The organism is Arthrobacter halodurans (genome assembly GCF_041877255.1).
In the GTDB taxonomy this organism is placed as follows: domain Bacteria; phylum Actinomycetota; class Actinomycetes; order Actinomycetales; family Micrococcaceae; genus Arthrobacter_N; species Arthrobacter_N halodurans.
Genome location: NZ_JBHDLJ010000016.1, coordinates 25642 through 47442 on the forward strand (window position 1 = coordinate 25642; position 21801 = coordinate 47442).

The following is a 21801-nucleotide window of genomic DNA, read 5'->3' on the forward strand; positions in this document are numbered from 1 at the left end:
GGGGCCTCCCGCACCCCGGCGGGGCCCCTCCCCCACGCCCACACCCAGGCAGGACCATGAACACCACCACCACCGAACACCGCGTCCCGGCGGCCTCGCGGACCGCGCTGGAGCGGAACCTGTCCGTCCGGCACATCCGCTTCATCGCACTCGGCTCCGCCATCGGCACCGGCCTGTTCTACGGCTCGTCCGAGACCATCCAGGCCGCCGGGCCGGCCGTGCTGCTCGCGTACATCCTCGCCGGCGTCGCCGTGTTCATCGTCATGCGCGCCCTCGGCGAGATGGCCGTGCGGCACCCCGTCGCGGGGTCCTTCGCGCAGTACGCCAGCCGCTACCTGGGGCCGCGCGCGGGGTTCCTCACCGGGTGGACGTTCGCGTTCGAGATGATCATCGTCGCGATCGCGGACATGGTCGCCGTGGGCCTGTACATGGGCATGTGGTACCCGGACGCGCCGGGCTGGATCTGGATGCTCGCGGCGATGCTGCTGATCGGGGGGCTGAACCTGCTGCGCGTGCGCGTGTTCGGCGAGCTGGAGTTCTGGTTCACCCTGATCAAGATCGCCACCATCGTCGCGATGATCGCCGGCGGCCTGTACCTGATCGTCTTCGGGGTCAGCGTCGGCGGGTACGAGCCGGGCTTCCACAACCTGTTCGACCACGGCGGGTTCGCGCCGTTCGGCGTCTGGGGCATCGTGATGAGCCTGGGCATCGTGGTGTTCTCCTTCGGCGGGATCGAGACGCTCGGCATGACCGCCGGCGAGTCCGACAACCCGCACGAGGCGATCCCGAAGGCCGTGAACACGGTGCCGGTGCGCATCCTGCTCTTCTACGTGCTGTCCCTGGGCGTCATGCTCTGCCTTTTCCCGTGGAACGAGATCGGCTCCGACGGCAGCCCGTTCGTGCAGGTCTTCGCGGGTCTGGGCATCCCCGGGGCCGAGCACCTGATCAACGCCGTGGTGCTGACCGCGGCGCTCTCGGCGATGAACTCCATCTTCTACGCCGCGACCCGCACCATGTACGGGCTCGCGGAGCAGGGCCACGCCCCGGCGTCGTTCACGCACGTCTCCCGCAACGGCATCCCGATCTGGCCCGTCGGCATCATCGGCGCGTGCCTGGTCGCCGGTCTGGGGCTCTACCTGTGGATCCCGGACCAGCTGTTCCTGGTGGTCGCCTCGATCGCGACGTTCGCGACCGTGTTCACCTGGACGTCGATCCTGCTGTCCCACCACCGCATGCGCCGCGAGATGCTCGACACCGGCGCCGCGCCCGGCTCCTTCTCGCTGCCGGGCTGGCCCGCGCCGACCTACGCCGCGCTCGCGTTCATGGCCGTCGTCGTCGCGATCCTCGGATTCACCGGACCCGGGCGCACGGCCCTGGTGGTCGGCGCGGTCTGGATCGGGCTGCTGCTGGTGGCGTACCGGTTCCTCGTCGGGGAGAAGGGGCGCCGGCGCATCGAGCTGGCCGTCCGGGAGTAGGCCCGCGGGAGGCGGGGCCCGCCGGGAGGAGCCCCGCGACGTGGCACGATGGTGCCAGCACTTCGTTCCCCGTCGCAAAGGAGCACCATGGCCCGCGGCCTGTACGTCAGCGCGTCAACCTCGCACAGCGGGAAGTCGCTGGTCACCTTGGGGCTGGCGGACCTGCTGCACCGCCACGCCGACCGGATCGGCTTCTTCCGCCCCATCGTCGAGGGCCAGGACGCGGCCGGGGATCCCGTCGTCGCGCTGATCCAGGAGCTCTTCGGACTCCCGGCGCGGCACGCCCGCGCCGGGATGACCCGCGCCGAGGCCCGCGAGCTGATCGTCGGCGGGCGGGTCGAGGAGATCTACAGCCGGTCGGTGGCCGCCTACGACGAGATCGCGCGCGACGTGGACGTGGTGATCGTGGAGGGGACCGACCTCACCGGCCACGACTTCGCCGTGGAGTTCGACCTCAACGCCCGCCTCGCCAACAACCTGGGCTGCCACGTGGTCGCCGTGGTCAACGCCGCGGACAAGACGGTCGACGAGGCGGTGGACGCGGTCGACGTGGCGCGCAAGGCGTTCTACGAGGGGAAGGTGTCCCTCCTGTCCATGATCGTCAACCGCGCCGACCCGGACGACGCCGAGCTGATCCGCTCCCAGGTGCGGCCCGGCCTGCATCACCGCAAGGTGTACGTGCTGCCCGAGATCCCCGAGATCGTCCGCCCGACGGTCGGCGAGGTGACGTCGGCGCTCGGGGCCCGGATGCTCGCGGGCCTGCCCGAGCTGGACCGCGACGTGCAGCACGTGATCGTGGCGGCCATGAACGTCGGCTACCTGCTGGAGCGCTACCGGGACGGCGCGTTCGTGATCACGCCGGCGGACCGCTCCGACGTCATGGTCACCGCCGTCGCGACCTCCCGCACCCCCGGTTTCCCGTCGACCTGCGGCATGCTGCTGACCGGCCCGCGGCCGGTCGAGGACTCGGTGCTGCCGCTGCTCGCCGAGGCCCCGTTCCCGGTGTTCGCGGTCCCGGAGGACACCTACACGGCGGCGCACCGCGTGTGGGAGGTCAGCGGCGCCCTGAAGGCGGGGCAGCCCCGCAAGACGGCGGCGGCGCTCGGCACCTGGTACCGCGAGATCGACGAGGCCGAGCTGCTGGAGCGCATCAGCCTCCCCGCACCGGCGACCATGACCCCGCTGCGCTTCCTGCACCAGCTGATCGAGCGGGCGCGCGCCGACCGCCAGCGGATCGTCCTGCCCGAGGGCGAGGACCTGCGCGTCCTGCGCGCCGCGGAGATCATCCGGCGCCGCGACATCTGCGACGTCGTCCTGCTCGGCAAGGCCGCCGACGTCCGCGACCTGGCGGCCGGCCACGGCATCGACCTCGCGGGCATCGAGGTCATCGACCCGGCGCGCAGCGAGCTGCTGGATCCCTTCGCCGCCGAGTACGCCCGGCTCCGGGCGCACAAGGGGGTCACTGCGGACGCCGCGCGCGAGAGGATGCTGGACCGGTCCTACTTCGGCACCATGATGGTCCATCTGGGCCACGTGGACGGCATGGTCTCCGGCGCCGCGCACACCACCGCCAACACCATCCGGCCCTCGCTGGAGTTCATCAAGACCAAGCCCGGGGTCGGGATCGTCTCCTCCGTGTTCCTCATGCTCCTGGAGGACCGCGTGCTGGTCTACGGGGACTGCGCCGTCAACCCGGAGCCCGACGCCGAGCAGCTCGCGGACATCGCGATCGCGTCGGCGGAGACCGCCCGGCAGTTCGGCGTGGAGCCGCGCGTGGCGATGCTCTCCTACTCGACCGGGTCCAGCGGCTCCGGGGGCTCGGTCGACGACGTCCGGGCCGCCACGGAGCTGGTCCGCCGGCGCGCACCGGAGCTCCCCGTCGAGGGGCCCATCCAGTACGACGCCGCGGTGGACGCCTCCATCGGCGCGTCCAAGCTGCCGGGGTCGGACGTCGCCGGCCAGGCCACCGTGTTCGTGTTCCCCGACCTCAACACGGGCAACAACACCTACAAGGCCGTGCAGCAGTCCGCCGGCGCGGTGGCCGTCGGGCCGGTCCTGCAGGGACTGAACCGGGCGGTCAACGACCTCTCCCGCGGATGCACCGTCGAGGACATCGTCAACACCGTCGCCATCACCGCGATCCAGGCCCAGGAGGCATAAGTGCTCGTCCTTGTCATCAACTCCGGTTCCTCCTCGCTGAAGTACCAGGTCCGCGACACCGCGGGCGGCGAGGAGCTCACCAGCGGCCTGGTCGAGCGGATCGGCGACACCGCCGGCGGCCACCCGGCGGACCACCAGGAGGCCATCGACCGCGTCTTCGCGGACCTCGAGGAGGAGCTGGGCGGCCGCGGGATCGACGCGGTCGGTCACCGCGTGGTCCACGGCGGCGAGCGGTTCGCGGAGCCGGTGCTGATCGACTTCGAGATCACGCGGGCGATCGAGCGGCTCTCACCGCTCGCACCGCTGCACAACCCGGCGGCGGTGGCGGGGATCCGGGCCATCCAGGGCCGCTGGCCGAAGACGCCGCAGGTGGCGGTGTTCGACACCGCCTTCCACCGCACGATCCCCGAACACGCCTGGCGCTATGCGGTCCCCGACGCCCTCTACAAGGAGCAGGGGGTCCGCCGCTACGGCTTCCACGGCACCAGCCACGACTTCGTCACGGGCCGCGCGGCCGGGCTGCTGGGGATCGAGCGCGAGCGGTTCCGCGCCGTCGTCGCGCACCTGGGCAACGGGGCGTCGGTGACCGCCGTTCGCGGCGGCCGCAGCGTGGACACGTCCATGGGCTACACGCCGCTGGAGGGCCTGGTCATGGGCACGCGCTCCGGGGACCTGGACCCCTCGATCATCACGCAGCTGATCATGCGCGGCGAATACACCGCGGAGGACCTGGACCGCATCCTCAACCAGGACTCCGGGCTCAAGGGCCTGGCCGGAACCAACGACATGCGCGCGGTCGTCGAGGCGGCCGCCGCCGGGGACGACGCCGCCGAGCTGGCCCTCGCGGTCGCGGCGTACCGGCTGCAGAAGTACATCGGCGGGTACCACGTCGCCGTCGGCGGGGCGCAGGCGATCGTCTTCACCGCGGGCATCGGCGAGAACTCGTGGCAGTTCCGGCTGCGCGTCGCCGAGGGGCTCGGCGCCCTGGGCGTCGCGCTGGACCCGATGGCCAACCTCGCGCGCTCCCGGGAGCCCCGGATCATCTCCGCCCCCGACTCCGCGATCCCCGTCCTCGTGGTCCCCACGGACGAGGAGGCCGAGATCGCCCGGGCCACCGCCGAGCTGGCGGGGCGCGCCGATGGCTGAGCCGGCGCCCGGGCGCCCGGCGCCGCGGCTGGTCGTGTTCTGCGGGCTGCCCGGCGCGGGCAAGTCCGCCGCCGCCGGGGCGCTGGCGGCGCGGCTGGGGCTGACGGTGATCGGCGTCGACCCGCTGGAGGCGGCGATGGTGGGCGCCGGGATCGAGCGGCGCCAGCCCACGGGCCTGGCCGCGTACCTGGCCGCCGAGGTGCTGGCGGAGGCACAGCTACGCCATGGCCTCGGCGTCGTCATCGACGCCGTGAACGACACCGCGGAGGCGCGGGGGCAGTGGATCCGCCTGGCGGCGAGGACCGGGGCGCGGCTGTCCTGGTTCGAGGTCGTGTGCTCGGACCCCACCACCCACCGGATGCGGCTGCAGAAGCGCCGGCGCGCCGAGGACCCGATCATCGGGGCCCCGACGTGGGACTCGCTGAACCGCCGGCGCCGCCAGCTGGCGATCTGGCGGGACCCGCGCGTCGTCCTGGACTCCCTGCACCACACGCCCGAGGAACTGGCCGCCCTCGCCCAGGACGCGATGGACGGCGCCGACGCCGCGGTGTGACGCCCCCTGTGACCGCACTCACTTCGGCCCGACTTTAAGGCAGGATGGTTCCCATGACCGAGACCGACTCCGCCCCGCTGGACATCACCCCCCGGGAGCACGCCTTCCCCGCCTCCGACGACGGGACGCCGTCGCCCCTGCTGGAGGTGACGGACCTCGCCGTCAGCTTCCGCACGATGCACGGCGAGGTGCAGGCCGTGGAGAGCGCGTCGCTGCGGCTGATGGCGGGCCGCACCCTGGCCATCGTCGGCGAGTCCGGGTCCGGCAAGTCCACGACGGCGATGGCCGTGATCGGCCTGCTCCCGGGCAACGGCCGGGTCGCCGGCGGCAGCATCAAGTTCGACGGCCAGGAGCTGGTGGGCCTGCCGGAGAACAGGATGCGCGCGATCCGCGGGCGGCAGATCGGGCTGGTGCCGCAGGATCCCATGTCCAACCTGAACCCGGTCACGAAGATCGGCCAACAGGTCGCCGAGACGCTGCTGGTGCACGGCATGGCCACGGGCAAGGACGTGGACCGCAAGGTCATCGAGACGCTGGAGGCCGCCGGCCTCCCCGATGCGAAGGAGCGCGCCAAGCAGTACCCCCACGAGTTCTCGGGCGGCATGCGCCAGCGCGCGCTGATCGCCATCGGCATGGCGTGCCGCCCGCGCCTGCTCATCGCCGACGAGCCCACGTCCGCGCTGGACGTGACCGTGCAGCAGACGATCCTGGACCAGATCGACCGGATGACCGAGGAACTGGGCACGTCCGTCCTGCTCATCACGCACGACCTCGGGCTCGCCGCCGAGCGCGCGTCGGACCTCGTGGTGATGCACCGCGGCCGGGTCGTCGAGGCCGGGCCGGCCCGCCGGCTGCTCGAGGACCCGCAGCACCCGTACACGCGGTCCCTGGTCCGGGCGGCCCCGTCCGTCGCGGCGGTGCGGCTGCGGCCCGAGGCCTATTCCGGTCCCGCGGCCGACGCGGAACCGGCCGTCCCCGAGGGGGACCCCGGGTCGGGCGCCGTCGTCGTGGCCCGAAAGCCCGAGACGCTCCGCGTGTCCGGGGCGACCGACCGCGACGCGGGCAACATCGTCGAGATCCGCGACCTCAACAAGGTCTACAGGCGGCGCGGCTCCAAGGAGGACTTCTACGCCGTCAAGGACGTCACCCTGGACATCCCGCGCGGCTCCACGGTCGCGATCGTCGGGGAATCCGGGTCCGGCAAGACCACCACCGCGCGGATGCTGCTCAAGCTGATCGAGCCGACAAGCGGCACCATGACCTTCGACGGCATGGACGTGGCCACGCTGTCCAAGACGCAGCTGAGGGACTTCCGGCAGCGCGTGCAGCCCGTCTTCCAGGACCCGTATTCCTCGCTGAATCCGATGTTCACGATCGGCCGGATCGTCGAGGAGCCGCTGGCCACCTACCACCGCGGCAACGGCAGGGAGCGGGCCGCGCGGGTGCGCGAACTGATGGACCAGGTGTCCCTGCCGCACTCGATGCTCCGCCGCTACCCGGCCGAGCTCTCCGGGGGGCAGCGCCAGCGCGTGGCGATTGCCCGCGCCCTGGCGCTAAAGCCGGAGCTGATCGTCTGCGACGAGCCGGTGTCGGCCCTCGACGTGCTGGTCCAGGCCCAGATCCTCAAGCTCCTCGGGGACCTGCAGGCCGAGCTGGGGCTGAGCTACCTCTTCATCTCCCACGACCTGGCGGTGGTGCGCCTGATCTCCGACTACGTCTGCGTCATGAAGGACGGCGAGCTGGTGGAGGCGGCGAGCTCGGAGGAGATCTTCACCAACCCCCGCCACCCGTACACCCGGCGGCTGCTGGCCTCCATCCCGGGCAACGAGCTCGACATCGATCCGGATGCCGCCTAACCGGGGCCCCGCCCCCGCGGACGACGCCGAACCCCCGGAGCCCGAGGGCTTCGGCTTCCGAACCGGCGTGCGCAGCGCGCGCGTGGCGTTCGGCACCGCGGCGTTCCTGCTGGCCATGGCCACGGTCCTGCTGGTGCTCGGCGCCGTCCTGGCGGTGCAGGCCCGGGCGTGGTGGGGACTCGCCGCGCTGGCGCTGCTCGAGCTCTGCTTCGTCGGGGCGTTCGCGGCCCTCGCCGCGCGCGCCCGCGCCCGCCGCGGCCGCCGCGGCCGCTAGGCGGGCCGCTACCGCTGGCGGGACTTGGGGTCCAGCGCCTCGCGCAGCGACTCGCCCAGGAGGGTGAAGCCCAGCGCGGTGATGGCGATGCAGATGCCAGGCAGGAAGGCCAGCTGCGGCGCGATCCCCAGCTCGGCCTGCGCGTAGGTGAGCATGCGTCCCCACTCCGCGGTCTGCGGCAGGCCGCCGCCGAGTCCCAGGAAGGACAGCGCCGCGGCGTCGATGACGGCGGTGGCGAGGGTCAGCGTGGCCTGCACGATGACCGGTCCCACGGAGTTCGGCAGCAGGTGGCTCATGGTGATGGTCCGCCGGCTCAGCCCGAGGGTCTGCGCTGCCAGGATGTAGTCGGCGCCCTTCTGCTGCAGCATCGAGGAACGCAGCAGCCGGGCGAAGATCGGCACCGCCGAGACGCCGATGGCGATCATCACGGCGTAGGTCCCCTGCCCCAGCAGCGCGGCGATGGACACGGCCAGCAGCAGGTTCGGCACGGAGAGCAGGATGTCGACGAAGCGCATGATCACGTTGTCGACCCAGCCGCCGATACCGCCGGCCAGCAGTCCGAGCACCATGCCGCCGACGAGCCCCATGGCCGTGGACACGACGCCGATCGTGAGCGAGGCCTGGGCGCCCCAGATCAGCTTTGAGAGCACGTCGCCGCCGAAGCGGTCCAGCCCCAGCGGATACTCGGGCAGCTCGCCCGGTCCGGGGATGTGGGTCGGGGTGATCTCCGTGCGCCCGGGGAGGTCGTCGCCGCCGTATGGGGCCAGGAACGGCGCCAGCACGGCCACGACGATGAACAGCAGGACGATCACGGCACCCGCGACGGCGGCGGGGTTGCGGCGCAGCCGCGTGAAGGCGTCGCGCCAGACGCTGGTGCCCTTGGCCGCGGGCCCGTCGGCGGGCGTGGGGACGGCGGGGCCGTCGCCCGCGGGGGTCAGGTCGGATCCGCCGGGGGCGGGGGGAAGAGTCATGCTCATTGCACACGCACCCTCGGGTCGATGAAGCCGTAGGACACGTCCACCAGCAGGTTGATCAGCGAATAGAGGATCGCGATGAAGATGATGAAGCCCTGGAGGACGGGATAGTCCAGCGTGAAGATGGCGTCCCGCAGGAACCTCCCGATGCCGTTGAAGGCGAACACCGTCTCGGTGAGCACCGCCCCGGAGATCAGCAGCCCCAGCTGCAGGCCGATCGTGGTGGTCACGGGCAGCATGGCGTTGCGCAGGATGAACCGGTTGCGGATGATCTTCTCGGTCAGCCCCTTGGCCCGCGCCGTGCGCACGTAGTCGGCGTTCATGACCTCCAACACGGAGGCGCGCGTGATGCGCACGATGATCGCCAACGGGATGGTGCCCAGCGCGATGCCGGGCAGGACGAGGTGCATGAAGGCGTCCCACGCCGCGTCCCACTCGCGGGTGAGCAGCCCGTCGAGGACGTAGAAGTCCGTGATGTGGGTGGCGTCGATCCTCGCGCTCTGCCGGCCGTCGGTGGGGAACCACGGGAGCTGGATGGCGAAGAGCCACTTGAGGATGAACGCCAGGAAGAAGACCGGGACGACGATCCCGAGCAGCGAGAGCACCACCGAGGAGTGGTCCTGCCAGCGCCCGAGGTTCCGTGCCGCCCAGTAGCCCATCGGGATGCCGACGCCGATCGCGAAGACCAGGGCGATGACGGCGAGCTCGACGGTGGCCGGGAAGCGCGTGCCGAACTCCTCCAGCACGGAGCGCCCCGTCTGCAGGCTGACGCCGAAGTCGCCGCTGAGGAGCTTGCCCATGTACTGGAAGTACTGCTCGACCAGCGGCCTGTCGAAGCCGTACGCGGCGTTGACCCGCGCCACCGCCTCGGGGGTGGCCTTGTCGCCGAGCAGGGCGGTCGCCGGACCGCCGGGGAGGTTGCGCACCCAGAGGAACAGCAGGATGGACAACCCGATGAGGGTGGGGATCAGCAGCGATATTCGCCGACCGATGACTCTGAGCACAGCGGCCTCTCGTCGGTGGTGGAAAGGGCGCGGCGGCGGGTCCCCACCCGCCGCCGCACCCCTCGGTTTCCTACTTGTTCAGCGTGATCTCGTTGAAGACCTCGTCGTTCACCGGGCTGGTCGGGTAGGAATCGACCCGCTCGTTGAACGCCAGGGACGGGGCCGGGTGGGCCAGCGGGATCGCCGGCACGAACTCGGCGATGTCCGCGTTGATCTCCTCGTACAGCGGGGTCTGCTCCTCGAGGACCGGGACGCCGCGGGCGTCGGCGATCTTCTTGAACAGCTCCGGGTTGTCGAAGCCGTACTCGAGCTTCTCGCCGCCGAAGAAGACGCCGACGAAGTTGTCGGTGTCGTTGTAGTCGCCGGTCCAGCCGAGCAGGTGCAGTCCGTGGTCCTCGCTCCCCTGGATCCGGTCCAGGTAGTCCGGGCTCCACTTGTTCGGCTGCGGGTCGACCTTGATGCCGACCTCGGCGAGCTGGGCGGAGATGTTGGTGAAGATCTGCTCCGGCGTCGGCATGTAGGGGCGCGAGATGCCGGTCGGGTAGTTGAACTGGATCGTGAATCCGTCGGCGTAGCCGGCCTCGGCCAACAGCTCCTTGGCCTTCTCGGGGTCGTAGTCGTAGGTCGCGACGTCCGGGTTGTAGCCGTTGACCGAGTCCGGGATGAACTCGATGGCCTTCTTCGTGCCCTCGGGGAGGGTCTGCTTGATGAGCGCGTCCTTGTCGATCGCGTGGGAGATGGCCTGGCGGACCTTGACGTCCTGGAGCTCCTCCACGGCCTGGTTCAGGCCCAGGTACAGGATGGTGAACGGATCGCGGGCCATGATCTTGTAGCCGGCGTCGGTCAGTGCGGTGGTGTCCGCGGGCGCGACCAGGTCGTAGCCGTCGATCTCGCCGGCCTCGAGCGACTGGCGGCGGGCCACCGGGTCGTCGATCACGCGGAAGATGATCTTGTCGATCTGGCCCTTCTCGCCCCAGTAGTCCTCGTTGTAGGACAGCTCGACCTGCTGGCCGGTCTCCCACTTGTCGAACTTGAACGGTCCGGTGCCCACGGGGTTGCCGGTGGCGTACTCGGAGAGCACGGGGGCCTCGGCGGAGCCGCTGATCTCGTCGGCCTTGAACTTCTCCAGCGCCTCGGGGGACTGCATCGCGAAGGCCGGCAGGGACAGCGCGGCGACGAAGCCGGCGAACGGCTTGGCCAGCTTGATCTGGGCCTCCGTCGGAGACACGGCCTCGCAGGACTCGTAGACCGCGTTCTCCGGCGCGTCCGCGAAGCCCTTGAACAGGTTCCCGTAGTAGTAGGCCACGGTCTCGGCCTGCTGGATGCCCTTGAAGTTGTACCAGCGGTCGAAGTTGAAGCAGACGGCCTCGGCGTTGAATTCCGTCCCGTCGTGGAACTTCACGCCCTCCTTGAGCTTGAAGTCGTAGGTCAGGCCGTCCTCGGAGTTCGTCCAGGACTCGGCCAGCAGCGGCGCGGGGTCCGCGGTGCCGGACTCGGTGCCCACGAGGCCCTCGAAGATCTGGCGGCTGACGCGGAACGACTCGCCGTCGGAGGCGTACGCGGGATCCAGGGACTTCGGGTCGGAGGACGCGGCGAAGATGAAGGTCGGGTTCACGTCGCCGTCCGCGCCCGCGCTGGCGCCGGCGTCGTCGCGCTGGCTCTCGGCGCAGCCGCTGAGGACCAGCGCGCCGATCGCGAACGCGGTGGTGATGGCCGCAAAGCGGCGGGGTGCCGTCCGCTTCGGCTTGCCATTGTGGGTCATGGCTTCTCCTGTGGGTCGAGTGGTGGCACCGGCGGCCGTCTCAGTCGCCACGCTCCCGAGGACGGAAGGCTGGTGCATGTGTGAGCCTAGTCTCATGCAGCGTGTGTTTCACGCATCCACGGGCACGTCACACCCCGTTCGTGTCACGATTCGGTCACGGCCGCCCCTCCCGGCGGGCGCTACCGGGCGCGGCGCGCGGTCCAGGCGAGGTATCCGCCGAGCGCGCCGACCCCGCCGACCCCGGCGCGGAACAGCGCTTGCGGCCAGTGCCGCCACCGCCGCGGCTGGGCCCCCACGAGCTCGCCGACGGCGGTGATGAGCGCGGCCGTGACGACGCCGACGACGATGCGGTTCCCCGTCCGTTCCACCCGGTCCATCAGCCGGTCCAGCTCCGCCGCCCGCAGGTGCACGTCGAACCCTCCGCGCTCGAGCACGTCGCTGAGCCGGCGGATCAGGTCGGGGGCGTCGGACCCCAGCCGCAGGCCCTCCAGGGTCAGCCGCTTGAGCCGCTCCGCGATCGCCGCGGGCGAGTAGGACTCGCGGACGAGCCGGCGGGTGAACGGCGCGAGGGCCTCCGTCAGCTCGAACTCCGGGTTCACCTGCTTCCCCAGGCCGTCGGCCATGACCAGCATCTTCGCCAGCAGGGCCGCGTCCCGCGGCAGCCGCAGCCGGTCGCGGCGCAGCAGCCCCACCACCTCCAGGATCGCGGGGGCCAGGGGGACCTCGGAGAGCGGCCTGCCGACGTAGCGCGCCAGCATCCGGCCCAGCGACCGCTCCAGCTCCTCGAGGTCCGCGGACGCCGACGCCCCGCACATCCGCGCCAGCGACGCAGCGAGCCGGCGCTCGTCGCGCTCCACCACCGCCACGAGCGCCCGGACGAGCTGGGCGCGGAACTCCTCGTCGATGTGGCCGACCATGCCGAAGTCGATCACGCCCAGGCTCCCGCCCGCCTCGACGAAGAAGTTCCCCGGATGCGGGTCGGCGTGGAAGAACCCGTCCTCGAAGACCATCTTCAGCAGGGCCTCGCAGGCACGGGACGCGAGCTCGTCGGTGTCCATCCCGGCGGCGCGCAGCGCCGCGGCGTCGTTGATCTTGATGCCGCGGATCCGCTCGAGCACGAGGACGCGTGACGTGGTGGCCTCCCAGAGGACCCGCGGCACGTGGATGCCGGGCACGTCGGCGAAGTTCTCCGCGAAACGCTCGGCGTTGCGGGCCTCCCGCAGGTAGTCGAGCTCGGCGCGCAGGGTGTCGGAGAACTCCTCGACCAGCGACGCGACGCCGAAGGCCGCGACGGCCGTCGAGGCCCGCTCGGCCCGCTTGGCCAGTTCCGCCAGGACCTCCAGGTCCAGGTTGATCTGTTCCACGACGCCGGGGCGCCGGACCTTCACCACGACGTCGACGCCGCCAAGCCGGGCGAGGTGCGCCTGGCCGATGGAGCCGGTCGCCAGCGGGGACTCGGCCATGGACTCCAGCAGCGGCCCTGCCGCGGCGCCCAGCTCGTCGCGGACCACCGCCCGGAGGTCCTCGACGGCCACGGGCGTCGACGCGTCCTGCAGCTTCGCCAGCTCCGCGGCGTAGGCGGGCGGCAGGAGGTCCGGGCGCGTGGAGACGATCTGGCCGAGCTTGACGTAGACGGCGCCGAGGTCCTCCAGGGCCAGCCGCACCCGCTCCGGCAGGGAGGAGTCCCCGTCCGGCGGCGCGGGGTGGCGGGCCAGCGGGTTCCGCGGCACGTGGTGCTCCAGCTGCAGGTAGGCCAGCGCGAAACCCAGACCGTGCCGCGTCAGCGTCTGCACGATGTCCAGGAAGCGGTCCCGCCGCGCACTCATGCCGCCACCCTACACAACGAGCCGCGCCAGCGCCGCGGCCGCGGCCCCGGCCAGGACGACGACGAGGAACGGCGCGCGGAGCGCCAGCGCGGCTGCGGCCGCGAGCAGGGCCGCCAGCCGCGCGTCCACCGCGAGCGACTGGCCGGCGGCGAACGCGTTGACCGCCGTCAGCGACGCCAGCAGCCCGATGGTCAGCGTGCCTGCCGTCCGCGTCACCCGCGGGTGGTCCAGCACGCGGCCGGGCACGAGGTAGCCGAGCAGCTTCGTCGCGTAGGCGGCCGCGCAGGCGAGCAGAACCCATCCCCAGAGGCTCATCCCCCGCCCTCCCCCGCGGCCGGGGCGTGGCGCCGGGGGTACGGGTCGACGTCGGGCTCCAGCCCCTCGTCCGCGCGCCCGCGCCCGAACCAGCCCCAGAGACCGGCCACGAGGGCGGCGACGAGGATCGGCACCCCGGGAGGGGCCACGGGCACGGCGAGCACGGTCACCACGGCGCAGACGACGGCGATCGCCACCGGCTCGCGGGCGCGCAACCGCGGCCAGAGCAGCGCGAGGAAGGCGGCGACGGCGGCCCCGTCCAGACCCCACGCCCGCGGGTCTCCGAGCGCGTCGCCCAGGAGCGCGCCGGCGACCGTGAAGAGGTTCCACATCGCGAAGACGCCGATGCCGGCGACCCAGAACCCCCGGCGCTGTTCGTCCGGGTCCAGCTGGCCGGAGGCCGTGGCGGCGGACTCGTCGATGGTGAGCTGCGCGGCGACGGGCCGGCGCCACCCGGCGGGCCGGAGCAGCGCGTTGAGCTGCATCCCGTAGACCGCGTTGCGCACCCCCAGCAGCGTGGCGGCGCCGAAGGCCGCCGAGCCCGCGCCTCCGCCCGCGACGACCCCCGACGAGGCGCGGCGCCGCGAGCACCACGCGGCACAGGAGCGCAAGGGCCAGGTCCACTGGACCGACAGCCTGAGTTGGGCCGGCGAGCGCGCGCGCCAGATCCTGCTGCTGCTGGTCCTCGCGGCGGTGCTGGTCTACGGGCTGCTCAAGGTCACGCTCGTGGTCATCCCGGTGTTGCTGGCGCTGATCCTGGCCGCGGCCACCACCCCGCTGGTGCGCTGGTTGCGGCACCGCGGGTGGCGGGAAACGCCGGCGACCACCGGCACGTTCCTGGCGCTCATCGCGGTCTTCGCCGGCGTCGTGGCGGGCGTCGTGCTCACCATCCGCAGCGAATGGTCCACGCTGGCCGAGCGCGCCAGCCGGCGGTTCGACGAACTCGCGGCGGTGCTGCAGGACGGCCCGCTGCCCGTCGACGAGGCATCGCTCGAGAACCTCGGGACCGCCGCGCGGGACTTCGCCACCAGCAGCGCCGCCGGCGGGCGGGCGACCGACAGCCTGTTCGTCGCCACCGAGCTGCTCACCGGCTTCATCCTCATGGCGGTGGTCCTCTTCTTCCTGCTCAAGGACGGGCACCGGATCTGGGCGTTCTGCCTCATCCCCTTCCGCGGCCGGCAGCGCGCCAAGATGCGCCTTGCCGGGATGGCGGGCATCGACGTGCTCGGTGGGTACGTCCGCGGCACCGCGATCGTCGCGCTCGTCGACGCCGTGCTGATCGGCGCCGCGCTCTTCGTCCTCCAGGTCCCGCTGGCCGCGCCGCTCGCCGTCGTCGTGTTCGTCGGCGCGTTCATCCCGCTGATCGGCGCCACGGCGGCGGGCGTCCTGGCGGCGGTCGTCGCTCTCGTCGCCAACGGGCCGGTCGTGGCGCTCATCGTCGCCGCCGTCGTCGTGCTGGTCAACCAGCTGGAGGGCAACCTGCTCCAGCCCGTGGTGATGGGCAAGACCCTGAGCGTCCACCCGCTGGTCATCCTGCTCGCGCTGACGGCCGGCACCGTCCTGGCCGGGATCATCGGCGCCATCCTGTCGGTGCCGCTCACCGCCGTCGCCTGGGCGATCGCGAAGATCTGGATCGGCGACCGCTTCGGTGCGCGCGCGTCGGCCGCGGGCGCGGACGGCTAGGCTACTCCCCAGACGAGGGAGGCCCGATGCGGCGCAACGTGTTCACCCGGACCCGCCAGGCCCTGCGGTCGGAGCTGTGGCCGGTTCCGACGCTGGCCGTCGTGGCCGCGATCGCCCTGGGCGTGGCGTTGCCGCAGCTCGACGCGGCCCTCGACGGCCGGACGGCGGACTCCGTCTCCCGCTACCTCTTCGGCGGCGGGCCGGAGGCGGCCCGCTCGGTCCTCGAGTCGATCGCCGGGTCCCTCATCACCGTCACCTCCCTGACGTTCTCCCTGACCGTCGTGACGCTGCAGCTGGCGAGCAGCCAGTTCTCCCCGCGCCTGCTGCGCACCTTCACGGGCGACCGCTTCGTCCACGTGACGCTGGCCCTGTTCCTGGCCACCTTCTCCTACGCGCTGACGGTCCTGCGCACGGTGCGCACCGCACCGGAGGCCGGGCAGGCCTTCGTCCCCGAGATCTCGGTGACGTTCGCGTTCGTCCTGGCGGTCGCGAGCGTCCTCGCGCTGGTGCTCTTCCTGGCCCACCTGACCCGGGAGATCCGCGTGGAGACCATGATGATGCGCGTCCACGCGGAGACGAATTCCGTGATGCGGCACGCCTACCCCGAGGACGCCGCGTCCGGGCCCGGGCCGGTCCCGTCGCGGCCGCCGGCCGGCACGGACACCATCGAGGCGGAGAAATCCGGCTTCCTCACCTCCGTCGACACCAGCGCGATCCGCTCGGCGGCCCGCGAGGCCGGCGCCGTCGTCGCGGTCGACCGCGGCCCCGGGTCGTCGCTGGTCCGCGGCACGCCCTTCGCCACGTTCTGGCCGGCGGACGGCCGGCTGGCGCTCGCGGCGGACGACGCAGAGCGGTTGCGGCGCGCGGTCAACGCGGCCATCGGCACCGGCCCGGAGCGGACGGCCGCCGAAGACGTCGGATTCGGGCTGCGCCAGCTCGCGGACGTCGCCGCCAAGGCGCTCTCCCCCGGCATCAACGACCCGACGACCGCCGTCCACGCGCTGGGCCACGTCTCGGATCTGCTGTGCCGGCTCGCGGAGCGCCGGGTCGGCCCGCTGCTGGTGGCCGACGACGACGGGGGAGGCGGCGTGCGCGTCGTCGTGTCCCGGCCCGGCTTCGCGGAACTGCTGGATCTCGGCGTCGCGCAGGCCCGGCAGTACGGGATCGACGACCCGGACGTCGCCGCCCGGATCCTGGAGCTGCTGCGCGAGGTCGCCTGGTGCGACCGCTCCGGCTCGCACACGGCGGCCCTGCGGGACCAGCTGGCGCGGACCCGCGAGGCCATGGCCGCCGCCGCGTACGGAAGCGCCGAGCGCGGCCGCCTCGAGGCGCTGGGCGGCGCCGTGGGGGACGCGTTGCGCGGCCCGGGCGCAGGCTCCGCCTAGCCGGCAGGGTCCTCGTGACCGGCAAACTCCGCGTGGGCCGCGTCGTAGCGCACCTTGAGGGCCCCTCGCTTGATCTTGACCTCCAGGACGCGCACGTCGCGCAGCAGCGAGAGATCGCCGACGTGCGTCCCGCCGCAGGGTTCCGCGTTCACGCCCTCGATCGTCACCGTGCGCACGCCTTCGGCATCGGTGCGGCTCGTCACGGCGCCGCCGGCGGCGACGAGACCGTCGACCCGCTCCTGCAGCTGGGCCCTGACGGCCTCGCGCAGCTCCGGCGTCGCGAGTTCCCCGCGCAGCCCGGCCGGGTCGAAGTCGAGGCGGGCCTGGCCGGGGTAGTGGCTGTGCCCGGTGTGCGTCCAGCCCCGCTCCTCGCCGGCGAATCCGAGCAGGTGCCCCGCGGTGTGGAGCGCGGCGTGCAGGAGCCGCGTCGCGGGCTCGACGGCGGTGACGACCCTCGAGCCGACGCGCGCGCTCTCCGCGCCGGGCTCCGCGACCAGCGCGACGAGCCCGCCCTCCCGCCGCTCCGGCGCGACGGCGACGCCGTCGACCCGGCCCTCGTCCGACGGCTGGCCGCCGCCGCGGGGATGGAAGATGTTCGGGCTCACGGCGATCCACGGCGTCCCGTCGGCTCCGGTCCCGGCGGCGAGGACCTCGGCGGCGGTCTCGAAGAGGTACGTGTCCGCGAAATACCGGTGGTCTTGGTGGCTCATCCCAGCGAGTCTAGCGACGCGCGAGGCGCTCCTTCACGTGGGCGGGCCGGTTGCTGGTGAACTCCGACACCCCGAGGTCGGCCAGGAAGTCGATGTCGTCGTCCTCATCCACGGTCCACACGCGCAGGCGGATCCCCGCCGCCAGCCAGCGCCGCGCCGTCTCCGCGTTCTGCCGCACCCACGCGATGCCCGGCCCCGCCAGCCCGGCGCGCCCGGCCTCCAGCTGGCTCACGCCGCCCTCCAGCGCACGCCGCACGATGTACGTGGCCAGCGCCCCTCCGACGGGGCCGAACTCGTCGAGGAGGTCCTCGTCGACGCCGGTCACCAGCTGGCACAAGGCGTGGACCGGGACCTCGCGCGACAGGTGGTCGATGCTGCCGGGGTCGAAGCTCATGAGGGAGACCGTCAGCGTCCCGAGCCGCGAGGTCGCGGGGTCCCATCCGAGCCCCCGCAGTTCCTCCAGGACACGCCGCTCGAGATCGCGGCCGAACGGGCTGGGGTGCTTGAGCTCGATCGCCAGTCCCAGGTCCCGGCCGGACTCCAGCATCAGCCCGACGAGTTCCGCCAGCGTCACCAACTGCTGCGAGCGGGCGCCGAACCGCTCCGGAATCCGCGCCCCCTTCCAGGAGGACACGTCCAGCGCGCGCAACTGCCGGAGCGTGAGTTCCGCGACGTCGCCGGTTCCGGTGGAGGTCCGGTCCACCGTGTCGTCGTGGAGGCACACGACCTCCAGGTCGCGCGTCAGGTGCACGTCGCATTCGATGCCGTCCGCGCCCTCGGCGACGGCCTGCAGGAAGGCCGCCCGGGTGTTCTCGGCGAAGGCCAGGCTGGATCCGCGGTGCGCGTAGACGGTATGCATGCCCCAAAACTACTATCGTGGACCGTCGGGGGCGCGCCGCGCGAGGGAGGACACCGGATGGGCATCACGACCGACGAAGAGCGGGCCGCGGCGCTGCGCCGCATGAAGCGCGTGGCCACCGGGCTGCTCGTGGCCATGGCCGCGGTGTTCTCGGTCGCCTTCGCGCTGCAGGACCGCTACCCGTGGCTCGAGTACGTGCGCGCCGCGGCGGAGGGCGGCATGGTGGGCGCGCTGGCCGACTGGTTCGCCGTCACCGCCCTGTTCCGGCACCCGCTGGGCCTCCGGATCCCGCACACCGCCATCATCGCCCGCAAGAAGGACCAGATCGGCGAGAGCCTCGGCGGGTTCGTCCAGGAGAACTTCCTCTCCGACGCCGTCGTGACCGAGAAGGTGGGCAACCTGCGGTTCGCCGCGGCCGCCGGCGCGTGGCTGGCGCGGCCGGCGGGCGCGGAACGCGTCGCCCGGGAGGGAGCGACCGCGATCCGCGGACTGCTCGACGTCCTCGACGACGAGGACGTCCTGCGGCTCGTCGAGTCGCTCGCGCGCCAGCACATGCTCGCCCCGCAGTGGTCCTCCACGCTGGGACGGATCCTGGAGACGGTGGTCCGCGACGGACACCACCGGCAGCTGGTGGATCTCGTGGCCGACCGCGCCGGCGCGTGGGTCGCCGCGAACCGCGAGACCGTCGTCGGGCTGGTGTCCGACCGCTCGCCCTCGTGGCTCCCCGGCATGCTCGACCACCTCGTGGGCGACCGGGTGCACCGGGAGCTGGGGAAGTTCATCGCGGCCGTGCGCGCCGATCCGGACCACGCGGTGCGCCGCAGCGTGGACGCCTGGCTCGCGGCGTTCGCGGCCGACATGCAGCGCGACCCCGACACCATCCAGAAGGTCGAGCGACTCAAGCACTCCGTCCTCGGCGATCCGCAGCTGCGCGAACTGGCGGCCACCGGCTGGTCCAGCGTGAAGGCCGCGCTGGTGGACGCCGTGGAGAACCCGGAGTCCGAGCTGCGGCGGTCGTTCGTGCGGGCCGTGGCGGACTTCGGTCGCCGGCTCAGCACGGACGAGCGCCTCGCCGGCAAGGTGGACGCCTGGATCGCCGGCGCGGCGACCTACCTGGTGCGCACCTACCGCGGGCAGATCGCGGGCGTGATCCAAGAGACCGTCGCGTTGTGGGACGGTGAGGAGACCAGCCGGAAGATCGAGCTGCAGGTCGGCCGCGACCTCCAGTTCATCCGGATCAACGGCACCGTCGTCGGCGCGCTGGCCGGCCTGGCGATCTACACGACGGCGAGCGCGCTCCTCGCGTGAGCGGCGGCACCGCGCGCGTCGTCCCCGGCCCCGCGCCCGCTACAGCAGGCCCCCGACGACGTTCGCGATCCGTGGCGACGGGCTCACGCCGAACTCGGCCTTGAGCCGCTCGGAGAAGTCCTCGTACACGCGGATCATCTTGGCCTGGTCGCCCTCGGCCCGGTAGGTCTCGAGCAGGAGCCGGTGCGCGTTCTCCCGCCACGGGTCGATGTCGACGGCGCGGAGGGCGGCCTCCTTGGCCCGCTCGATCTCCCCCGCCGCGAGGCATTCCGCGGAGAGCCGTTCGAGGACGGTCAGCCGCATGCGTTCCCAGCGGTCCTGCTCCGCCAGCACCCAGTCCTCGTACCAGCCCGGCAACAGTTCGGCGTCGCTCAGCAGCGCCAGCAGCTCGCCGCGTTCGCGGGATCCCCGGGAGACGTCCGCGGCATGGGCGCGACGGCGGATGTCGTCGGCGTCCACCACGACGTCGGCGGACAGGGCCATCGGCTGCATCCCGCCGCCGGGGACCAGGCCGCCGGAAAGGAGCCCCGGCAGCTGGTGGTTGATGGTCCAAATGGTCTCCCGCAGGCTGCCCGTGGCCTGCTTCTCCGTGCTGTTGGGCCAGAGGAGCCCGGCCAGGAGGGCCCGCGGCTGTGGTCCCCGCAGCGCGAGGGCCGTGATCAGGCGCTGCTGCCGAAGTGTGACCTTGACGGGTTTGCGGCGGTGCAGCAGGCGCCACGTGCCGACGATCTCGACGTCCCAAGACTGTGTGTTCATCATTCAATGCCCCAAGCGATATCCAGCGTCGTCCTGCCAGCCGTCCGGCGCGCGCTCCCCAGGCGCCCGTGGAGGTAGAAATTTCCCGCTCATCCTTCACCATCCAGCATTGGCAGGGACCGGACCAAAGTCAACAGTTGTGAAGGCCGTGACGCAACACGCGGGTAATAACGCACGGATAACAGCCGTGTAACGGGAGAGAGGTTCAACTGCAAGTGCATTGACAAGCATTAAACACGGGGACCAGGAGATAGCCATGCCGTACATCGCCCACTCAAGCAGTTCCGGGCCTACGGCCCACCCTCTCGGCGCTGCGGAGGGCACGCTTCCCCTGGGCCGGGCGAGCATCGTGGTGCAGAAGTTCGGCGGGTCGTCCGTCGCCGACGCGACGGCGATCCGGCGCGTCGCCCGGAGGGTGCTCCAGACCCACCAGTCCGGCCACCCGGTCGTCGTCGTCGTCTCCGCCATGGGCGACACCACCGACGAGCTGCTGGACCTGGCGGCGCGCGTGACCGACACGCCGAAGGCCCGCGAGCTCGACCTGCTGCTCTCCAGCGGCGAGCACGTCTCCGCTTCCCTGCTCGCCCTCGCGCTCGCGGACCTGGGCGCGCGGGCGCGGACCTTCACGGGGGCCGACACGGGCCTGCTCACGGACGACACGCACGGCACGGCCCACGTGGTCTCCGTCGACCCGCGCCGCATCCGGGCCGCGATCGAGCGCGGCGAGATCCCGATCGTCGCCGGATTCCAGGGGAGGTCCCGGAGGACACGCGAGGTCACCACGCTCGGCCGCGGGGGGTCCGACATCACGGCCATCGCCCTCGCCGCCGCCCTCAACGCCTCGGTGTGCGAGATCTTCACGGACGTCGACGGGGTGTTCACCGCGGATCCCCGCGTGGTCCCCACGGCCCGCAAGATCGACACGATCTCCAGCGAGGCGATGCTCGAGCTCGCGGCCTGCGGGGCCAAGATCCTGCACGTGCGCTGCGTCGAGTACGCGCGGCGCTTCGGGGTCACCCTCCACGTCCGCTCCTCGTTCACGCCGGGCGAGGGCACGGTGGTCCTTCCCGGCGCACCGGCGGTCCTGGTCGATCCGACGGGCAAGGCGCCCGAGGACGGGATCGTGTCCGCCATCGCCGTGGAGCGCTCGACGGCGAAGATCACCCTCGGCGGCGTCCCCGACGTCACCGCGGCCGCTGCCCTGCTGGCGGGCGTGGCCGCCCGGGCGAGGCTGCGGATCGACATGGTCGTCCAGCGACCCGCCGCCGGGGACGGGGACCACGCGAGCATCGCCTTCACCGTTCCCGCGGCGGACGGGCGGCACGTCATGGACGAGCTGGCCACGCGCCGGCCGGTCGCGCGCTTCCGGTCGCTGCACTACGACGACCGCGTGGGGATCCTGTCGCTCGTGGGCCACGGCATCCGCCACGACGCCGCACTCTCGTCCCGCTTCTTCCGCTCGCTCGCGGAGGCCGGTGTCAACATCGACGTAATTTCCGCATGCGAGTCGCGCGTCAGCGTGATGGTCGATGAGGGTTCGCTGGACGTCGCCTGCGAGGCGCTGGCGCGGGCCTTCCCCGGCGGCCCGCCGAGGGACCGCCAGCCGGGACGCGCCCCGTCCCACGCGGCGGGCCGCATCCACGCGCCGGCGGCCGGTTAGGCGGGCGCCCGGAACCAACGCACCGATAACGCCGCAATAACGCCGCCGTCCATCAAATGAAGGCTTGGCGGTCCGTCCCCGGGGAGGGGCGAACC

General features: G+C 72.3%; 18 protein-coding genes and 1 pseudogene. 10 read left to right on the top strand and 9 right to left on the bottom strand.

Going from position 1 to position 21801, the window contains the following annotated elements; all coding sequences use genetic code 11:
• The first annotated feature begins 56 nt into the window (after window positions 1-56).
• The 6 genes from ACETWP_RS15275 to ACETWP_RS15300 all read left to right on the top strand — a co-directional run bounded on the left by ACETWP_RS15275 (window position 57) and on the right by ACETWP_RS15300 (window position 7464).
• Entirely contained in the window at window positions 57-1475 is a 1419-nt protein-coding gene (locus ACETWP_RS15275) for an amino acid permease (RefSeq protein WP_373973129.1), read from the top strand.
• An 87-nt stretch (window positions 1476-1562) separates the two neighbouring features.
• On the top strand, window positions 1563-3635 hold the full coding sequence (gene pta / locus ACETWP_RS15280; protein ID WP_373973130.1) for a phosphate acetyltransferase: 2073 nt from the start codon (window positions 1563-1565) through the stop codon (window positions 3633-3635).
• Window positions 3636-4781 (top strand): acetate kinase, encoded by a 1146-nt coding sequence (locus tag ACETWP_RS15285; RefSeq protein WP_373973131.1) that lies wholly within the window; start codon window positions 3636-3638, stop codon window positions 4779-4781.
• Complete coding sequence (locus ACETWP_RS15290) at window positions 4774-5334, top strand: P-loop nucleotide/nucleoside kinase family protein (RefSeq protein ID WP_373973132.1); 561 nt, start codon at window positions 4774-4776, stop codon at window positions 5332-5334. Before ACETWP_RS15285 ends, ACETWP_RS15290 begins: the two co-directional genes overlap by 8 nt.
• A gap of 176 nt (window positions 5335-5510) precedes the next feature.
• Window positions 5511-7190, top strand: coding sequence for a dipeptide ABC transporter ATP-binding protein (locus tag ACETWP_RS15295; protein WP_373973191.1), 1680 nt, complete (start codon window positions 5511-5513; stop codon window positions 7188-7190).
• The gene (locus ACETWP_RS15300) at window positions 7180-7464 is read left to right on the top strand and encodes a hypothetical protein (protein ID WP_373973133.1); all 285 of its coding nucleotides are present in this window, start codon (window positions 7180-7182) and stop codon (window positions 7462-7464) included. The genes ACETWP_RS15295 and ACETWP_RS15300 overlap by 11 nt, the downstream gene beginning before the upstream one ends.
• Before the next feature lie 8 nt (window positions 7465-7472).
• Here ACETWP_RS15300 and ACETWP_RS15305 read toward each other — a convergent pair whose 3' ends face one another.
• From ACETWP_RS15305 to ACETWP_RS15330, 6 genes and pseudogenes are all read right to left on the bottom strand, one after another.
• Window positions 7473-8441, bottom strand: a complete 969-nt coding sequence (locus ACETWP_RS15305; protein ID WP_373973134.1) for an ABC transporter permease — start codon at window positions 8439-8441, stop codon at window positions 7473-7475.
• Window positions 8438-9442 (bottom strand): ABC transporter permease, encoded by a 1005-nt coding sequence (locus ACETWP_RS15310; RefSeq protein WP_373973135.1) that lies wholly within the window; start codon window positions 9440-9442, stop codon window positions 8438-8440. The genes ACETWP_RS15305 and ACETWP_RS15310 overlap by 4 nt, the downstream gene beginning before the upstream one ends.
• 70 nt (window positions 9443-9512) lie before the next feature.
• A complete protein-coding gene (locus ACETWP_RS15315; RefSeq protein ID WP_373973136.1) occupies window positions 9513-11204 on the bottom strand; it encodes an ABC transporter substrate-binding protein in 1692 nt (563 codons plus the stop codon).
• A gap of 179 nt (window positions 11205-11383) precedes the next feature.
• Complete coding sequence (locus tag ACETWP_RS15320) at window positions 11384-13030, bottom strand: ABC1 kinase family protein (RefSeq protein WP_373973137.1); 1647 nt, start codon at window positions 13028-13030, stop codon at window positions 11384-11386.
• Between the two features lie 9 nt (window positions 13031-13039).
• Window positions 13040-13345 (bottom strand): AzlD domain-containing protein, encoded by a 306-nt coding sequence (locus tag ACETWP_RS15325; RefSeq protein WP_373973138.1) that lies wholly within the window; start codon window positions 13343-13345, stop codon window positions 13040-13042.
• A pseudogene (locus ACETWP_RS15330) lies at window positions 13342-13911 on the bottom strand (AzlC family ABC transporter permease); the annotation flags it as partial. The gene ACETWP_RS15325 and the pseudogene ACETWP_RS15330, both read right to left, overlap by 4 nt.
• Between ACETWP_RS15330 and ACETWP_RS15335 the strand changes: the two are divergent.
• Together ACETWP_RS15335 and ACETWP_RS15340 are read left to right on the top strand one after the other, a co-directional pair.
• A complete protein-coding gene (locus ACETWP_RS15335) occupies window positions 13844-15028 on the top strand; it encodes an AI-2E family transporter (RefSeq protein ID WP_373973139.1) in 1185 nt (394 codons plus the stop codon). The pseudogene ACETWP_RS15330 and the gene ACETWP_RS15335 sit on opposite strands and share 68 nt — an antisense overlap.
• Window positions 15029-15054: 26 nt before the next feature.
• Window positions 15055-16413, top strand: coding sequence for a DUF2254 domain-containing protein (locus ACETWP_RS15340; RefSeq protein ID WP_373973140.1), 1359 nt, complete (start codon window positions 15055-15057; stop codon window positions 16411-16413).
• Here ACETWP_RS15340 and ACETWP_RS15345 read toward each other — a convergent pair.
• Both ACETWP_RS15345 and ACETWP_RS15350 read right to left on the bottom strand, forming a co-directional pair.
• Complete coding sequence (locus ACETWP_RS15345; RefSeq protein ID WP_373973141.1) at window positions 16410-17123, bottom strand: alanyl-tRNA editing protein; 714 nt, start codon at window positions 17121-17123, stop codon at window positions 16410-16412. The genes ACETWP_RS15340 and ACETWP_RS15345 overlap by 4 nt on opposite strands.
• Before the next feature lie 10 nt (window positions 17124-17133).
• A complete protein-coding gene (locus ACETWP_RS15350) occupies window positions 17134-17982 on the bottom strand; it encodes a glycerophosphodiester phosphodiesterase (protein ID WP_373973142.1) in 849 nt (282 codons plus the stop codon).
• 57 nt (window positions 17983-18039) lie between these two features.
• Between ACETWP_RS15350 and ACETWP_RS15355 the strand changes: the two genes are divergently transcribed.
• Window positions 18040-19290 carry a DUF445 domain-containing protein gene (locus tag ACETWP_RS15355; protein WP_373973143.1) on the top strand — a complete coding sequence of 417 codons (1251 nt, stop codon included), beginning with the start codon at window positions 18040-18042 and terminating at the stop codon, window positions 19288-19290.
• Window positions 19291-19329: 39 nt separating this feature from the next.
• On the opposite strand, the gene ACETWP_RS15360 is transcribed toward ACETWP_RS15355, so the two are convergent.
• The gene (locus ACETWP_RS15360; RefSeq protein ID WP_373973144.1) at window positions 19330-20049 is read right to left on the bottom strand and encodes an AfsR/SARP family transcriptional regulator; all 720 of its coding nucleotides are present in this window, start codon (window positions 20047-20049) and stop codon (window positions 19330-19332) included.
• A gap of 253 nt (window positions 20050-20302) precedes the next feature.
• Between ACETWP_RS15360 and ACETWP_RS15365 the strand changes: the two genes are divergently transcribed.
• On the top strand, window positions 20303-21706 hold the full coding sequence (locus tag ACETWP_RS15365; RefSeq protein ID WP_373973145.1) for an aspartate kinase: 1404 nt from the start codon (window positions 20303-20305) through the stop codon (window positions 21704-21706).
• Window positions 21707-21801 lie beyond the last annotated feature (95 nt).

Bases quoted from the DNA above. Each gene is read 5' to 3' on its own strand.
- ACETWP_RS15275 (WP_373973129.1), top strand. From the start codon at position 57: ATGAACACCACCACCACCGAACACCGCGTCCCGGCGGCCTCGCGGACC.
- pta (WP_373973130.1), top strand. From the start codon at position 1,563: ATGGCCCGCGGCCTGTACGTCAGCGCGTCAACCTCGCACAGCGGGAAG.
- ACETWP_RS15290 (WP_373973132.1), top strand. From the start codon at position 4,774: ATGGCTGAGCCGGCGCCCGGGCGCCCGGCGCCGCGGCTGGTCGTGTTC.
- ACETWP_RS15295 (WP_373973191.1), top strand. From the start codon at position 5,511: ATGCACGGCGAGGTGCAGGCCGTGGAGAGCGCGTCGCTGCGGCTGATG.
- ACETWP_RS15300 (WP_373973133.1), top strand. From the start codon at position 7,180: ATGCCGCCTAACCGGGGCCCCGCCCCCGCGGACGACGCCGAACCCCCG.
- ACETWP_RS15305 (WP_373973134.1), bottom strand. From the start codon at position 8,441: ATGAGCATGACTCTTCCCCCCGCCCCCGGCGGATCCGACCTGACCCCC.
- ACETWP_RS15315 (WP_373973136.1), bottom strand. From the start codon at position 11,204: ATGACCCACAATGGCAAGCCGAAGCGGACGGCACCCCGCCGCTTTGCG.
- ACETWP_RS15320 (WP_373973137.1), bottom strand. From the start codon at position 13,030: ATGAGTGCGCGGCGGGACCGCTTCCTGGACATCGTGCAGACGCTGACG.
- ACETWP_RS15325 (WP_373973138.1), bottom strand. From the start codon at position 13,345: ATGAGCCTCTGGGGATGGGTTCTGCTCGCCTGCGCGGCCGCCTACGCG.
- ACETWP_RS15340 (WP_373973140.1), top strand. From the start codon at position 15,055: ATGCGGCGCAACGTGTTCACCCGGACCCGCCAGGCCCTGCGGTCGGAG.
- ACETWP_RS15345 (WP_373973141.1), bottom strand. From the start codon at position 17,123: ATGAGCCACCAAGACCACCGGTATTTCGCGGACACGTACCTCTTCGAG.
- ACETWP_RS15350 (WP_373973142.1), bottom strand. From the start codon at position 17,982: ATGCATACCGTCTACGCGCACCGCGGATCCAGCCTGGCCTTCGCCGAG.
- ACETWP_RS15355 (WP_373973143.1), top strand. From the start codon at position 18,040: ATGGGCATCACGACCGACGAAGAGCGGGCCGCGGCGCTGCGCCGCATG.
- ACETWP_RS15360 (WP_373973144.1), bottom strand. From the start codon at position 20,049: ATGATGAACACACAGTCTTGGGACGTCGAGATCGTCGGCACGTGGCGC.
- ACETWP_RS15365 (WP_373973145.1), top strand. From the start codon at position 20,303: ATGCCGTACATCGCCCACTCAAGCAGTTCCGGGCCTACGGCCCACCCT.